Origin of the sequence: Sphingomonas sp. S2M10 (genome assembly GCF_012650175.1) — a bacterium.
GTDB lineage: Bacteria > Pseudomonadota > Alphaproteobacteria > Sphingomonadales > Sphingomonadaceae > Sphingomonas.
Map to the genome: position 1 here is coordinate 608156 of NZ_JAAILI010000008.1, position 14256 is coordinate 622411.

Sequence of the window (14256 nt, forward strand, 5' to 3'; positions counted from 1 at the left end):
CGTGGTAGTATGCACCGAATGATTAGTATTCCGTAATGGTTTTACGGCGGATCCGGTTCAGCTTTTGATCTTCCAGCCTCGCCGCAGCAGCGCGTAGCAGAACAGTCCCAGCACCACATCCAGCGTCAGGATCACCAGGCTGCCGATCAGGATCGGCGAATCGGCGACGCCCAGAAAGCCGAAGCGGAACCCGGAAATGATGTAGAAGAACGGGTTGGCGTGGCTGATCGCGCGGAACACCGGCGAGAGGTTCTCGACCGAGTAGAAGGTGCCCGAAAGCAGCGCGAGCGGCGCCACGACGAAGTTGGTCACCGCCGCGGCATGGTCGAACTTCTCCGCCCAGATCGAGGTGAGAACCCCCATCAGCGCAAGGAACAGCGAACCTAGAAAGCCGAACCACAGCACGGCCCAGAAATGCGCGGGCAAGACGTGGACGCCCCACAAGGCCATGGCGAGCCACACGGTCCCGCCGACGCAGAAGGCGCGCGTCACCGATCCGCCCGTCAGCGCGGCCAGCATCTCGCCGGTGGAGAGCGGCGGCATCAGATAATCGACGATCGTGCCCTGGATCTTGCCGACCAGCAGCGAGAAGCTGGCATTGGCAAAAGCGTTCTGCAGCATGCCCATCACGATCAGCCCGGGCGCGATGAAATCGGCATAGGGGATGGCGACGCGGTCCAGCACCACCACGCGCCCGCCGCCGCCCAGCGCGACCGTGAAGATCACCAGATATAGCAAGGTGGTAACCGCCGGTGCCCACACCGTCTGGAGCTGCACCTTGAAGAAACGGCGCACCTCCTTGATATAGAGGGTGCGCAAGCCTCCCCAGTTGACGTTGCGAATCACCGGAACGCCCGGCTCGGGAAGCTGTGAACCGATTTCGGGGTGGCTGCTCATGGCGCGATCGCGTACCCGCTGACGCCGCCGCCCGCAAGACGAAGGAACCGAAGTGAGCTGGACCGACGAGCGTATCGAGACGCTGAAGAAGATGTGGGACAGCGGCCTGACCGCGACGCAGATCGCCGAGGAACTGGGCGGCGTGTCGCGCAACGCGGTGATCGGCAAGGCCCACCGCCTCGGCCTGCCCTCGCGTCCGTCGCCGGTGAAGTCGAACGAAGCCAAGGCCGCGGCCGCCCCCGCCGCGCCGGCCGAACCCAAGCCCGCGGCCGCGCCGAAGCCTGCCGCCCCCGCTCCCGCCGCGCCGCGTGCCCAGGCGGCGACGCCGGCGCCGGCACCCCGCCCGGCGCCCCCTGCACCCGCTGCGGCTCCCGTGGACGATTCGGATATCGATGACGATGCCGCCGAGCCCGCGACGCCGCGCACCCCCCAGCCCGTGCTGCGCTCGGTCGGCCCTGGTGGCTTTATCCGCCAGAATCCGGGCGAGCAGGCTCCGCCCAGCGCCCCTGCCCCGCCGCGCCGCCTCGTCCCCGCCAAGCCGAGCGAGGCGATCGCCGGCAAGACGACGCTCCTCGATCTGAACGACAAGATCTGCAAATGGCCGCTCGGTCATCCGGGCGAGCCGGACTTCCATTTCTGCGGCGAAAAGGTGAACCCGGGCTTTCCCTATTGCGTCGAGCATTGCGGCCACGCCTATCAGGCGCAGCTGCCCCGGCGCGACCGGCGCCCGGCCCCGACCATGCCGTTCGGGGGCACGCCGCGCCCGCGCTAAGCCGCAGCGCCAGACAAGCAAAAGGGGCTCGCACCGGGAAGGGTGCGGGCCCCTTTTTCATGCACTGGGAACCGGGGTCAGCGCGGCGCGAGCCGGTCCGCAAGGCCGGCATTGCCCTGCGCCGCCGCCACGCTGGCGGCCGTCCGCCCGCTGGCATCGGCAATCGCCGGATCCGCACCCGCCGCAAGCAGCAGCTCGACCTGGCGGGCCCGCCCGAACAGCGCCGCCATCATCAACGCGGTCTGCCCCGCCTTGTTGCGGGCATTGACGTCGCAGCCCGCCTTGAGCAGCCGTGCCGCGATCGCGTCGTCGCCCTTGAAGGCCACGCCCATCTGCGCGGTGTTGCCCTGGCCGCCGTCGGCGAGGCACGGATCCGCGCCGGCGGCGATCAGCGCCTCCAGCGCCGCCGCCTGGCCATTATAGGCGGCGAGAATCGCGGGCGTGAAGCCGCGGGCGTCGCGGGCATTGGGGTCCGCCCCCAGCCGTACCAGCCCAGGCACCAGATCGGCCCGGCCGGCGCGCGCCGCATCGAACAGCAGCGCCTGGCGACGCTCGGGGGACGGCAGCTCGGTCGCCGCCGTCTGGGCAGCGGCCATCGGCGCCGGAGCCATCACCGCCCCGGCCAGCAGAAACAACAGGGTACGCATCCCATGACTCCGATAGCGCGAATGCCCGGGCCGGTACGTGCCGGCCCGGGTCTTCGGGGGGACCTCAGTTGGCGGCGAGCTGCTCGGCATGGGCCGCGCGATACTCGGCGACCGCCTTCTCCACCTCGGCCAGCGGCACGTTGACCGCCTTGGCGAGCCGCGTGCCATAGTCCTTGTCGGCCTGGTAGAAGTAGCTGACCATGATCGTCCGCGTGCGCGGCGACACGACCTTGCCCAGATCGCCCGACAGGTTCTTGATCAGGTCCGCCTTCTCCGCCGCCGGCAGCGCGCGGTAGAAGACGCCCGCCTGGGCGAAGTTATTGGTCTTGGCGATCGGCTTGGCGGCGACCATGGCGTCCACCGCATAGGTGGAGGCGCCCGCCTCTGCCGGGGTCGTCTTGGGTGCCAGCGCGGCGGGGAAATAATTCACCCGCGAGGCACGGCCGGAGGCGTTGAGCTGGCCGTCCTGGCTGTTGTTGACCACCGTGACCCGCGGCTTGTTCACCGGCAGCGCCAGCGCGTTGGCGCCGATGCGATAGCGCTGGGTGTCGGCATAGCTGAACAACCGCCCCTGCAGCATGCGATCGGGCGAGGCCTCGATGCCCGGCACCATGTTCGACGGCGCGAAGGCGGACTGTTCGGTCCATTCGAAGAAATTGTCGGGCACCTTGTTCAGCGTCATCTCGCCGATCTTGCGGAACGGCACGCCCAGCCACTCCTTGGTGTCGTCGAACGGATTATAGTCGAGCTTGGCGAAATCCTCAGGCCGCATCACCTGCACCATCAGGTCCCAGCTCGGATGATTGCCCTTGGCAATCTCGGTGTAGAGATCATGGGTGTGATAGTCGAACGCCTGCGCGCCCGCCTGCGCCGCGGTGAGGTTGTGGACGCCCTGGCGGCTGATCCAGCGGAACTTGGCGAACACCGTCTCGCCCTTGGCGTTGACCAGCTTGAAGGCATGGACGCCGTTGCCGTCCATCGTGCGGTACGAGGCGGGCGTTCCCAGGTTCGAATAGAGCTGGGTCAGCATGTTGGTCGATTCGGGCGTGGCCGAGAAGAAGTCGAAAAAGCGGTTCGGATCCTGGCGATTGGTGGCCGGGTCGGGCTTCAGCGAATGCACCATGTCCGGGAACTGCATCGCGTCGCGGATGAAGAAGATCGGCAGGTTGTTGCCCACCAGATCCCAATTGCCCTGATCGGTGTAGAACTTGGTTGCGAAGCCGCGCGGGTCGCGCAGCCATTCGGGGCTGTCCTTGCCGTGGATCACGCTGGAGAAGCGCACGAACACCGGGGTTTCCTTGCCCGGCTGGAACAGCGACGCCTTGGTGAGATCGGAAAGGTCGGCGGTCGCGCGAAACACGCCGTGCGCGCCGGTGCCGCGGGCGTGGACGACGCGCTCGGGCGTACGCTCCCGATCGAAGCGCGCCAGCTTCTCGATCAGATGCGAATCCTCGAGCAGCACCGGGCCGAGATCGCCCGCCGCCTTGGAATTGCGGTTGTCGCCCACCGGGGCGCCATTGTCGCGGGTCAGCACCGGCGCGGCGCCGGATTCCGCCTGGATGGGGGTATCGGCCTGGGCGCTGACCGGCGCCGGGCTGGTGGTCATGCGGGTGGAGACCTGGGTCTCGGTCTGGGCGGCCGCCACGGCAGGCACGAGGGCGCCGCCGAGCAACGCGGCCATCGCCGCGCCGCTCCGGGTGGAACGAAGCATGAGGAAACTCCCTTTTCTGGTCGGCGGCGGCGCGTCGGGCGCACCGCATCACCTGAAGACATCTATGCAGGCACGAGGATACGAAGGGGAAACGCAAAGACGCGTTCACAGAAATCGAGCGGACCGCTCAGCGCAAAGGAGTCGCCAGCTTGCACGGCGCGCCCCGCACCCCCTATACGTTCCGCATGTCCGAAGACCTCTTCGCTGCGCCCTCCGTCCCCTCCGGCACCTATGACGCCTCGTCGATCGAGGTTCTCGAGGGGCTCGAGCCGGTGCGGCGGCGCCCGGGCATGTATATCGGCGGCACCGATGAGCGCGCGCTCCACCATCTCGCCGCCGAAATCCTCGACAATGCGATGGACGAAGCGGTCGCCGGCCACGCCAACCGCATCGAGGTGACGCTCGCCGCGCCCAACCGCATCACCATCGTCGACAATGGCCGCGGCATGCCGGTCGATCCGCATCCGCGCTTCCCGGACAAGTCGGCGCTCGAGGTGATTCTCTCGATGCTCCACTCGGGCGGCAAATTCTCGGGCAAGGCGTACGCCACCTCGGGCGGTCTGCACGGCGTCGGCATCTCGGTGGTCAACGCGCTGTCGGTGGACACGGTGGTCGAGGTCGCACGCGACAAGCAGCTCTATCGCCAGCGCTTCAGCCAGGGCCAGACGCTGGGCCCGCTGGAGAAGATCGGCGGCACGCCTAACCGGCGCGGCACCAGCGTCGCTTTCACCCCCGATCCCGAGATCTTCGGGGAGATGCTGTTCAAGCCGGCGCGGCTGTACAAGCTCGCCCGCTCCAAGGCCTATCTGTTCGCGGGCGTCGAGATCCGCTGGAAGTGCGATCCCAGCCTCATCACCGACGATACGCCCGCGGAAGCCGTGTTCCAGTTCCCCGGCGGCCTCGCCGACCATCTGAAGGAGCAGGTCGGCACGCGCGAATGCGCCACCGCCGATTTCTTCGCGGGCACCCAGGAATTCCCGGATGCACAGGGCCGCGTCGAATGGGCGGTCGCCTGGCCGCTGTGGAGCGACGGCAGCTACAGCTGGTACTGCAACACCATCCCGACGCCCGACGGCGGCACCCATGAGCAGGGCCTGCGCCAGGCGCTGGTGCGGAGCCTGCGCAGCTTTGCCGATCTGGTCGGCAACAAGAAGGCCAAGGACCTCAACCCGGACGACGTGGTGACGGGCTCCGAGGTGATGCTGTCGGTGTTCATCCGCGAGCCGCAGTTCCAGAGCCAGACCAAGGACCGCCTTACCAGCCCCGAGGCGACCGCGCTGGTCGAAAAGGCGATCCGCGACCATTTCGACCATTTCCTCACCGACAATATGGAGCGCGGCAAGGCGCTGCTCGGCTATGTGCTGGAGCGGATGGACGACCGCCTGCGCCGCAAGCAGGAGCGCGAGGTCAAGCGCAAGTCGGCAACCTCGGGCCGCAAGCTGCGCCTGCCCGGCAAGCTGACCGACTGTTCGGCGGACAGCCCCGAGGGCACCGAGCTGTTCATCGTCGAGGGCGATTCGGCCGGCGGCTCGGCCAAGCAGGCGCGCGACCGCAAGACCCAGGCGATCCTGCCGATCCGCGGCAAGATCCTCAACGTCGCCAGCGCGACCTCGGCCAAGATCCTCGCCAACCAGGAAATCGCCGACCTGATCCAGGCGCTGGGCTGCGGCACCCGCAAGGATTGCGACGCGACCCAGCTGCGCTACGAACGCATCATCATCATGACCGACGCCGATGTCGACGGCGCCCACATCGCGACGCTGCTGATGACCTTCTTCTTCCAGGAGATGCCGGATCTGGTGCGCAAGGGGCATCTCTACCTCGCCCAGCCGCCGCTGTACCGGCTGACGGTGGGTTCCAAGAGCCTCTACGCCCGCGACGACGCGCACCGCATCGAGATCGAGAAGACGGCGTTCAAGGGCAAGAAGGTGGAGGTCAGCCGGTTCAAGGGTCTCGGCGAGATGAACCCCAACCAGCTCAAGGAAACGACGATGGACCCGGCGACCCGCGGCATGCTGCGCGTCACGCTGCCCCAGGAATATGAGGAGCGCGCAGGCGTGAAGGATCTGGTCGACCGGCTGATGGGCAACAACCCGGCGCACCGGTTCGCCTTCATCCAGGAAAATGCGGCACGGCTGGACGAAGAGGTGATCGACGCCTGAGAGCATTCCAATCTGTCGACGCGATGAAAGACCATCGACATCGGTCCGTTCCGGCGCCGTGCACCGAAGCGACCAAGGTCGACAGCTACGTTTTTTTCATGATGTAGTGGGCGAGCGTATCCGTATCGGGAGGAGCAGTATCATGCGGTTCCCTTTGTTGACGGCTGCAGGCGCTCTTGTCTGCGCTGCACCTGCCGCGGCGCAGACTGCGCGGGACGGCTCCGATATCATCGTCACCGCAACACCGCTCGACCAGACAGCGCGGCGGCTTGCCGAATGCCTGGCCAGGAACTGTCCGCCGAAAGAGGATATCGACGCGTCGCTGGCTCATGCCGAGAACCAGTTCGTCGCTGGCGATTATGCTGGCGCGCGGGGTACCCTGTCCAAGGCCGTCCGTCGCAACAATGGCTATCGCCGCGTGCTGCCCGTGGAGGTGTCCGATCTCCAGCGCGCCTACGGCCGCATGATCGATGTGGGCGGCCGGCCCGATGTCGCGCGAATCCTCCAGATCGATTCGCTGGACACCCTCAAGGAGGGACTCGACGGCGATGATCACCGTGTATTCCTGCAGCGGGCGCTGGTCGCGGATCAGTTCGCGCAGAATGGCCGGTGGCGCGCTGCCGAGGACATCTATGCCCAGATCGAACGCAAGGCAGCGGCGGCGGGATTGCCACAGGTGTCTGCCTATGCGTTGCTGCGGAGAGCAAATCTGCTTGGCGCACTTGCCGCAAGCGACGAAATGTACGCGCCACGCTACCGCGCGTTGTTGAACCGGCTGGAGAAGCTTCCGGGCGATGCCTTGACGCGGTACCGCCTCGCAGCGACGTTGCTTCGCGCCAAGGATGCGGCGCAACGCCACGACGATACCGCGCTGGAAGCGATTGTCGCAGGCATCGATGCGACCAGGTTCGCACAACCCCATCTGCTGTATGCGCCGACGATCGTTCTTGGCAGAACCAGTCCGAGTCAATTGCCGGAGAGCGGCGCGACGGTTCCGCCACAATGGGCGGATTTCAGGATTACGATCGGGCAGAATGGACGCGTCGAAAGCGCCGAAATCCTGCGCCAGTCGCCGCATCTGGAGCAGCGCTGGATTCGCGAGGTTCGCAACAGCATCGTGCATCGGCGCTACACGCCCTATACCGGGGACCCGACATCCGCGCCGGCGACGCGCATCGAGCGTTTCTCGTTCGTCCAGGATTGGGCGAACAATGACCATCCCATGTCGCGCAGCTCCCGGATCCGAGGCCAGAAGGCCGATGTCCGCGTGGCCTGGATCGACCTGACCCCCACCGACACCCCGCCCGCCGCCGCCCCAGGCAATGCCGGGACCTAAGCGTCCCCCTCAATAGCCGATCCGCAGCGATGCCCGCACCGTGCGCGGCGCGCCGGGATAGACCCACAGGCTGCTGTACGAGCTCATCGCATAGTGCGCGTCGAACAGGTTGTCGGCCTCCAGCCGCACGCTAACCCGGCGGGAAAAGGCGTATTCCGCGGCCGCCTTCACCTTGACATAGGCGGGCAGCACCAGCCCGCTGCCGTCAATCGCGCCGGTGCGGTCGCCGACAGTGGCCACCCCGCCGCTCACGGACGGCCCACGCCCGTCCGCGTCGAGGAAGCGGCCGAGCAGGAACACCGTCCCGGCATGGGTCGGCACATCGAGCACGCGGTCCGTCGCGAAGCTGCGGTCGAGCGTGCGGGCGTGGGTCCAGGCGTAATTGGCAACGATTTGCCAGTTGCGGCCGAGCCTGGCCGATCCGTCCAGCTCGATGCCATGGCTGCGCAGCTGGCCGACCGGCGCGTTGAAATTGGGATCGACGGGATCGTTGGTCAGGATGTTGCGCTTTTCGATAGCGAACCAGCTGACCGACACATCCACCCCCGGCAGCCGCGCCGAAGCGCCGAGCTCATAGCCCTTCCCCGTTTCGGGCGCGAAGCCGCCACCGTCACGCCCCGTCCCCGAATTGAGCACGAAGTTCTCACCCCAATTAGCATGGAGCGCGAAGCGGGGGTCGAGCCGGTATTGCGCCCCCACCCGGAAGTGCACCGGATCGTCCACCGCTCGCCCCACCGCGCCGGTGCGGGCGTTGGCGATGCGCTGGCGATAGGGATCGTAGCGGACCGCGCCGCTCAGCGTCAGACGATCGGTGACGTCCCACAGATCCTGTACATAGACCGTAGCCGCCCAGCGCTTCTCGCGATTGTCGACGGAGGGCGCCAGCGGCAGCGCGGTGCCACCATATACGGGCGCGAACACGTCGATCGCATAGGGCGCCGCCGCCGTCGGATTCCGGCGGAGTAGCAATTCGTGATAATCGAGGACATAGCCCTTCACGCCGAAGCTCAGCCGGTGCCGGGCGACGCGGCCGGTCAGCTCCATCCGGGCGGAGACGTCGTCGACGGTGTAGCCGCGCTCCCGCCGCTGGCGCCACAGGCTGGTGCCGACCAGTCGCGACTGGTCCGCCGAAAAGCCGTTCAAAGAGCCGGTGCGCCATGCGACGCCGCCGTTCAGCGCCCAGCCGCCGCCGAGCGTCACCTCCCCGGTCAGTTGGTGCCGCTCATTGCGGAAGCGGGTGACGCCGTTGGCGGGCTCGCCGAAATAGCGGTTGCGCGGCAGTGCGTTGGCATCGCCGCCGATGGCGGGCAGGCCGCGATCGAACGGCGTGTCGAAGCGGGTGATCTCGCCGACATAGGTCAGCTGCACGCCGTCCGCCGGCCGCCAGAGGAGCGAGGGCGCGATCGCCCGGCGCTTCAGCGTCACGAAATCGCGCCAGCCGTCGCTGTCCTCCACCGCGCCGGCCACCCGCACCGCCAGCGTGCCGGTGAGCGGCTGGTTGAGATCGAGCTCGACCCGTTTCGTGTCGAACGTGCCATAGCTCAGCGTTGCGCTGCCCGTTGCGATGAAGCCCGGCGTCTTGCTGACCAGGTTCACCCGCCCGCCCGGATCGGCATCGCCGAACAGCGCGCCCATCGGGCCCTTGAGGAGTTCGATCCGCTCGGTCGTCGCAGGGTCGCGCGGCGGCGCCATGCCGCGATTGGCGACAAAGCCGTCGACATAGAATTCAGCGCCGCCGTCCGGCGTGCCCAGAAAGCCGCGGATCGCGAAATTGTCCATCACGCCGCCGCGGTTGTTCTGGTTGCTGACGCCACTGACCAGCTCCAGCGCATCCGCAAGGCGATAGGCTCCGGCGGCGGTGAGCAGGTCGCGCTCCAACACGCGGCTCGATCGCGACATGCGCTCGGTGGCGGGATCGGCAGAAAGCGTGCGATCGCTGTGCTGCTCGCGCGTGCCGAGCACGACGATTTCCTGTCCGGCAGGATCAGCATCCGTTTCCCGGTCGTCAGCCGCCGCCGGAAAAATCGCAGCGAGCGAAAACAAGGAGGCCGTGGCGAATGTTGCGCGCAAGATGGGTTGCCCTTTTTGTGATGTTGTATCATTTCGCTGCAACATGAAGCGTACATTGTCAACCGAGGCCGGCGTGCCTGGCCGTCCCCGCATCCGCTCAATCGACGCCCTGCGCGGGCTGGTGATGTTGCTGATGCTGGTCGATCACACCCGCGAATTCTTTTATGCACGGGTGCCGGTGCCCGATCCGCTCACGCCCGGCACGCCGACCGCGCTGTTCGTCACCCGACTGACGGCGCATTTCTGCGCGCCGGTGTTCGTCTTCCTCACCGGGCTGGCGGCATGGCTCTATGCGCGCTCGCGCGGCGGGGCTGCCGCGGCGTCCGACTTTCTGTGGAAGCGCGGGCTGTTCCTGGTGGTGCTGGAACTGACCGTGGTCAATTTCGCCTGGGGCTTCGATCTCACCCCGGCGATCCTCTATTTGCAGGTGATCTGGGTGATCGGGCTGTCGATGCTGGCGCTGGCCGTAATGGTGCGCCTGCCACGCCCTGCCCTGATCGCGCTGGGACTGGCGATCGTGCTCGGTCACAATCTGCTCGACAGCGTGCATGTCGCGAGCGAGCCGGCCCACACGCTCTGGGCGGTGCTGCACGAGCGCACGATCCTCGATCTGCCCTGGGGCGGACGTCTGCGGATCAGCTATCCACTGCTCCCCTGGATCGGCGTCATTGCGCTCGGCTATGCGCTGGGGCCGTGGTTCGCGCCCGAGGCCGACGCCGCTGCGCGCCGGCGCAAACTGGTGACGACGGGCCTTGCCGCTCTGGCGCTGTTCGTGCTGCTGCGCGCGACCAATCTTTATGGCGATCTCCACCCCTGGCGTGCAGGCGCGAACGCGCTCGGCACCGCGCTGCAGTTCGTCAACCTCACCAAATACCCGCCCTCGGCAGACTTTGTGCTGGCGACGCTGGGCGTGGGGCTGATCGTGCTTGCGGCATTCGAGCGGTTGCCGCAGCGGATCGCGGAACTGCTCGCGGTGCTGGGCGGCGCGCCGCTGTTTTTTTACCTGTTCCACCTCTACGTGCTGAACGGCCTTAACCGGGCAGGTCGCCTATTGCTCGGCGTGGAAGGTCCGGTGAGCGTGCCGAACGTCGTCGCGTTGTGGCTGCTGGCGGCGGCGATCGCGGTGCCGTGCTGGTTCGCCACCCGCGCCTTTGGCCGGATCAAGCGGCGGAGCGACGCCTGGTGGATGCGCTACCTATAGCTCGCCGCGCATCCGCCGCTGGTGGTATTTCACCCGCACGGTGATGCCGAGCACCATCAGGAAGAAGGCGAGCCCCAGCACCGCCGCCGGCACCGCGATCGGCATCGGCCACACCTTCGCCCGCAGCGCCGCGAGCAGCGCGCCGAGCACCGCCAGCCATACCGCCCCCATCCGCAGCGGCCGCGCGATCTGCTTCAGCTCGGCCTTATAGGCGGCGCGTTGGGCAGGATCGTTCAGGTTCGGCGGGGTCGGCATGTCCAGTCTTCCTTGAGCAGCCCGTAGAGCGTGGTGTCGCGGATACCGATATGGGTTTCCCATTCGGCGCGCAGCACGCCCTCCAGCCGGAAGCCCAGCCGTTCGAGCAGCCGGCGCGAATACACATTGTCCGGGTCCGTGTCCGCAAAAACCCGCCGGTGGTCCTCGGTGAGAAACAGCCAGTCGAGCACTGCGGTCAGCGCCTCGTCCGCGATCCCCCGCCCCCAGTGCGGCCGCGCGAGCAGATAGCCGATCTCGCTGACCGCCGGCCGCTTCTCGCCCACCGCGACATAGCCGATCGCGATGTCCTCATCCGCAAGCGTGATCGCCCAGACCCGCCAGGCCGGATCGCCGCGCGCCAGGCTGGCGCGGGTCTCGTCGAGGGTACGGTGGGGCGCGTGACTCCACCAGGTCATCAGCTCTGGGTCGGACAGGCTGGGGAACAGCGCCTCGGCATCGTCCACCGTGCGCGGCCGCAGGCGCAGCCGCGCGGTGGCCAGCACCGGGGTTTCGGACATCTCAGCGATTGCCGCCGATGAAATCGCCCAGGCCGCCCAGCACCGAACCTTCGCCGCGATTCTGCCCGCCGCCCATCGCCGCCGCCATCATTCGCCCGGCCAGCCGCGCGAAGGGCAGCGACTGGATCCACACCTTGCCGGGCCCGCGCAGCCGCGCGAAGAACACGCCCTCGCCGCCGAACACCATGCTGCGCACGCCGCCGACCGAGACGAGGTCGAAATCCACCGATGGCGTCAGCGCCGCGAGGCAGCCGGTATCGACATGGAGTTCCTCGCCCGGCGCCAGTTCGCGCTCGACGATCGCGCCGCCCATCTGGACGAACACCCAGCCGTCGCCGTCGAGCCGCTGCATGATGAAGCCCTCGCCGCCGAACAGCCCGGTCATCACCCGGCGCTGGAAGGCGATGCCCATCTGCACGCCCTTGGCGGCGGCGAGAAAGGCGTCCTTCTGGCAGATCAGCGTGCCGCCGACATCCGCCAGCCGCAGCGGCACGATCGCGCCCGGCACCGGCGAGGCGAAGGCGACGCGCGCCTTGCCGCTGCCCTGGTGGGTGAAGACGGTGGTGAACAGCCCCTCGCCGGTGACCAGCCGCTTCCCCGCGCCGAGCAGCTTGTCCATGAAGCCGCCGCCGGCGTTGCTGCCGTCGCCGAACACGGTTTGCATCACGATCGGCGCATCCTTCCACACCATCGCGCCGGCCTCGGCCACCGCGCTTTCGCCGGGATCGAGTTCGATCTCGACGAACTGCAGCTCCTGGCCCTTGATCTCGAAATCGATGTCGTCGGCATAGCCTTCGCGGCGCGTGTGCGACCAGGGGCTCATCGGCGGCATGGGCGTCTCTCCTGCGTGTGTTGCAGCGGCGTACTACACCAAAGCCGATGGGGAGCGGAAGCCTCCCCACGCGCCCGTCGTCATTCCCGCGCAGGCGGGTATCCATGTGCCAGGACGCCTGGGATGGCGCCGCGCGGTTCACATCAATGGATCCCCGCCTTCGCGGGGATGACGACGGGTCGGGTGGGAGGAACACCCTCCGGGGTGACATGCCGGACGCGCTGTGTCATTGCGCAACTTAATTACAAGGCATGAGTCGGCGTCCAGCCGATCCGCAGGAGAGTATGATGCGTGTTATCGATCATGTGATCGTCGGCCATTCCGGCGGCGGCGCGGGCCGCATGTCGGACGTTTTCGATCCCAATAGCGGCGCCGTGCAGGCGCAGGTGGCGCTCGGCACCGCTGCCGATCTCGACCGCGCGGTGGCCGCCGCGATGGCCGCCCAGCCCGGCTGGGCCGCGACCAACCCGCAGCGCCGCGCCCGGGTGATGTTCCGCTTCAAGGAGCTGGTCGAGGCGAACATGGACGCGCTCGCCCACATGCTCTCCGCCGAGCATGGCAAGGTGATCGCCGATTCGAAGGGCGACATCCAGCGCGGGCTCGAGGTGATCGAGTTCGCCTGCGGCATCCCGCACGCGCTCAAGGGCGAGTACACGCAAGGCGCCGGCCCCGGCATCGACGTCTATTCGATGCGGATGCCGCTGGGCATCGGCGCGGGCATCACCCCGTTCAACTTCCCGGCGATGATCCCGATGTGGATGTTCGGGGTGGCGATCGCCTGCGGCAACGCCTTCATCCTGAAACCCTCCGAGCGCGACCCCAGCGTGCCCGTCCGCCTCGCCGAGCTGATGCTGGAAGCCGGCGCGCCGCAAGGCATCCTGCAGGTGGTGCAGGGCGACAAGGAAATGGTCGATGCGATCCTCGACCATCCGGCGATCGGCGCGGTGAGCTTCGTCGGCTCGTCGGACATCGCCCATTATGTCTATCGCCGCGGCGTCGAGGCGGGGAAGCGCGTCCAGGCGATGGGCGGCGCCAAGAACCACGGCATCGTCATGCCCGATGCCGATCTCGACCAGGTGGTGGCGGACCTGTCCGGCGCGGCGTTCGGCTCGGCGGGCGAGCGCTGCATGGCGCTGCCCGTGGTGGTGCCGGTCGGCGACAAGACCGCCGATGCCCTGCGCGAAAAGCTGATCCCCGCGATCGAGGCACTGCGCGTAGGCGTCTCCACCGACGCCGAGGCGCAGTACGGCCCGGTGGTCAACGCCGCGCACAAGGCCCGGGTGGAAAACTGGATCCAGACCGGCGTCGACGAAGGCGCCGAGCTGGTCGTCGACGGCCGCGGCTTTTCGCTGCAGGGGCACGAGAACGGCTTCTTCATCGGCCCGTCGCTGTTCGACCGCGTGACCCCGGCGATGAAGAGCTATCAGGAGGAGATTTTCGGCCCGGTCCTTCAGATCGTCCGCGCCCCCGATTTCGAGACCGCGCTGCGCCTGCCGAGCGAGCACCAATATGGCAACGGCGTCGCCATCTTCACCCGCAACGGCCACGCCGCGCGCGAGTTCGCCGCCCGGGTGAATGTCGGCATGGTCGGCATCAACGTGCCGATCCCGGTGCCGGTGGCGTACCACAGCTTCGGCGGCTGGAAGCGCTCGGCGTTCGGCGACGTCAACCAGCACGGCATGGAAGGCGTCCGCTTCTGGACCAAGGTCAAGACCGTGACGCAACGCTGGCCCGACGGCGCACCGGACGGCAGCAACGCCTTCGTCATCCCGACCATGGGGTGACGAGGGGTGGCGGGTTTCCCCTCGATCCTCCCCGGCACGGGGAGGGGGACCGCGCGGCGCAGCCGCGTGGT

General features: G+C 67.7%; 12 protein-coding genes. 5 read left to right on the forward strand and 7 right to left on the reverse strand.

Features of this window, described 5'->3' with window-relative positions:
• Positions 1-57: 57 nt before the first annotated feature.
• Positions 58-897: an ABC transporter permease gene (locus S2M10_RS04365; RefSeq protein ID WP_168845020.1), complete on the reverse strand. Its 840-nt coding sequence runs from the start codon at positions 895-897 to the stop codon at positions 58-60.
• 52 nt (positions 898-949) lie between these two features.
• On the opposite strand from S2M10_RS04365, the gene S2M10_RS04370 reads away from it, so the two are divergent.
• Positions 950-1669, forward strand: coding sequence for a GcrA family cell cycle regulator (locus S2M10_RS04370; protein ID WP_168845021.1), 720 nt, complete (start codon positions 950-952; stop codon positions 1667-1669).
• A gap of 77 nt (positions 1670-1746) precedes the next feature.
• Here the strand turns inward: S2M10_RS04370 and S2M10_RS04375 are convergent, their stop codons facing one another.
• Together S2M10_RS04375 and S2M10_RS04380 are read right to left on the reverse strand one after the other, a co-directional pair.
• The gene (locus tag S2M10_RS04375) at positions 1747-2316 is read right to left on the reverse strand and encodes an ankyrin repeat domain-containing protein (protein WP_168845022.1); all 570 of its coding nucleotides are present in this window, start codon (positions 2314-2316) and stop codon (positions 1747-1749) included.
• 64 nt (positions 2317-2380) lie between these two features.
• The gene (locus S2M10_RS04380) at positions 2381-3997 is read right to left on the reverse strand and encodes a catalase (RefSeq protein WP_282098022.1); all 1617 of its coding nucleotides are present in this window, start codon (positions 3995-3997) and stop codon (positions 2381-2383) included.
• A 215-nt stretch (positions 3998-4212) separates the two neighbouring features.
• Here S2M10_RS04380 and parE point away from each other — a divergent pair, with 215 nt between their 5' ends.
• Both parE and S2M10_RS04390 read left to right on the forward strand, forming a co-directional pair.
• A complete protein-coding gene (parE, locus tag S2M10_RS04385; protein ID WP_168845023.1) occupies positions 4213-6189 on the forward strand; it encodes a DNA topoisomerase IV subunit B in 1977 nt (658 codons plus the stop codon).
• 58 nt (positions 6190-6247) lie between these two features.
• Entirely contained in the window at positions 6248-7525 is a 1278-nt protein-coding gene (locus S2M10_RS04390) for a hypothetical protein (RefSeq protein WP_348770529.1), read from the forward strand.
• Positions 7526-7534: 9 nt separating this feature from the next.
• On the opposite strand, the gene S2M10_RS04395 is transcribed toward S2M10_RS04390, so the two are convergent.
• The gene (locus S2M10_RS04395) at positions 7535-9487 is read right to left on the reverse strand and encodes a TonB-dependent siderophore receptor (RefSeq protein ID WP_348770530.1); all 1953 of its coding nucleotides are present in this window, start codon (positions 9485-9487) and stop codon (positions 7535-7537) included.
• Positions 9488-9638: 151 nt separating this feature from the next.
• Here S2M10_RS04395 and S2M10_RS04400 point away from each other — a divergent pair, with 151 nt between their 5' ends.
• Positions 9639-10796, forward strand: coding sequence for a heparan-alpha-glucosaminide N-acetyltransferase domain-containing protein (locus S2M10_RS04400; protein ID WP_168845025.1), 1158 nt, complete (start codon positions 9639-9641; stop codon positions 10794-10796).
• Here S2M10_RS04400 and S2M10_RS04405 read toward each other — a convergent pair.
• Genes S2M10_RS04405 through S2M10_RS04415 form a run of 3 tightly spaced genes read right to left on the reverse strand, consistent with a single transcriptional unit; the run spans position 10791 to position 12401 of the window.
• A complete protein-coding gene (locus S2M10_RS04405; protein ID WP_168845026.1) occupies positions 10791-11051 on the reverse strand; it encodes a hypothetical protein in 261 nt (86 codons plus the stop codon). The two genes, S2M10_RS04400 and S2M10_RS04405, sit on opposite strands and share 6 nt — an antisense overlap.
• Entirely contained in the window at positions 11030-11569 is a 540-nt protein-coding gene (locus tag S2M10_RS04410; protein ID WP_168845027.1) for a GNAT family protein, read from the reverse strand. The genes S2M10_RS04405 and S2M10_RS04410 overlap by 22 nt, the downstream gene beginning before the upstream one ends.
• Position 11570: 1 nt before the next feature.
• Positions 11571-12401 carry a TIGR00266 family protein gene (locus S2M10_RS04415; RefSeq protein WP_168845028.1) on the reverse strand — a complete coding sequence of 277 codons (831 nt, stop codon included), beginning with the start codon at positions 12399-12401 and terminating at the stop codon, positions 11571-11573.
• 287 nt (positions 12402-12688) lie between these two features.
• On the opposite strand from S2M10_RS04415, the gene S2M10_RS04420 reads away from it, so the two are divergent.
• Positions 12689-14185 (forward strand): CoA-acylating methylmalonate-semialdehyde dehydrogenase, encoded by a 1497-nt coding sequence (locus S2M10_RS04420; RefSeq protein WP_168845029.1) that lies wholly within the window; start codon positions 12689-12691, stop codon positions 14183-14185.
• Positions 14186-14256 lie beyond the last annotated feature (71 nt).

Coding starts and splice junctions, on each gene's coding strand:
- S2M10_RS04365 (WP_168845020.1), bottom strand. CDS start 897: ATGAGCAGCCACCCCGAAATCGGTTCACAGCTTCCCGAGCCGGGCGTT.
- S2M10_RS04375 (WP_168845022.1), bottom strand. CDS start 2,316: ATGCGTACCCTGTTGTTTCTGCTGGCCGGGGCGGTGATGGCTCCGGCG.
- S2M10_RS04380 (WP_282098022.1), bottom strand. CDS start 3,997: ATGGCCGCGTTGCTCGGCGGCGCCCTCGTGCCTGCCGTGGCGGCCGCC.
- parE (WP_168845023.1), top strand. CDS start 4,213: ATGTCCGAAGACCTCTTCGCTGCGCCCTCCGTCCCCTCCGGCACCTAT.
- S2M10_RS04400 (WP_168845025.1), top strand. CDS start 9,639: ATGAAGCGTACATTGTCAACCGAGGCCGGCGTGCCTGGCCGTCCCCGC.
- S2M10_RS04405 (WP_168845026.1), bottom strand. CDS start 11,051: ATGCCGACCCCGCCGAACCTGAACGATCCTGCCCAACGCGCCGCCTAT.
- S2M10_RS04410 (WP_168845027.1), bottom strand. CDS start 11,569: ATGTCCGAAACCCCGGTGCTGGCCACCGCGCGGCTGCGCCTGCGGCCG.
- S2M10_RS04415 (WP_168845028.1), bottom strand. CDS start 12,401: ATGCCGCCGATGAGCCCCTGGTCGCACACGCGCCGCGAAGGCTATGCC.
- S2M10_RS04420 (WP_168845029.1), top strand. CDS start 12,689: ATGCGTGTTATCGATCATGTGATCGTCGGCCATTCCGGCGGCGGCGCG.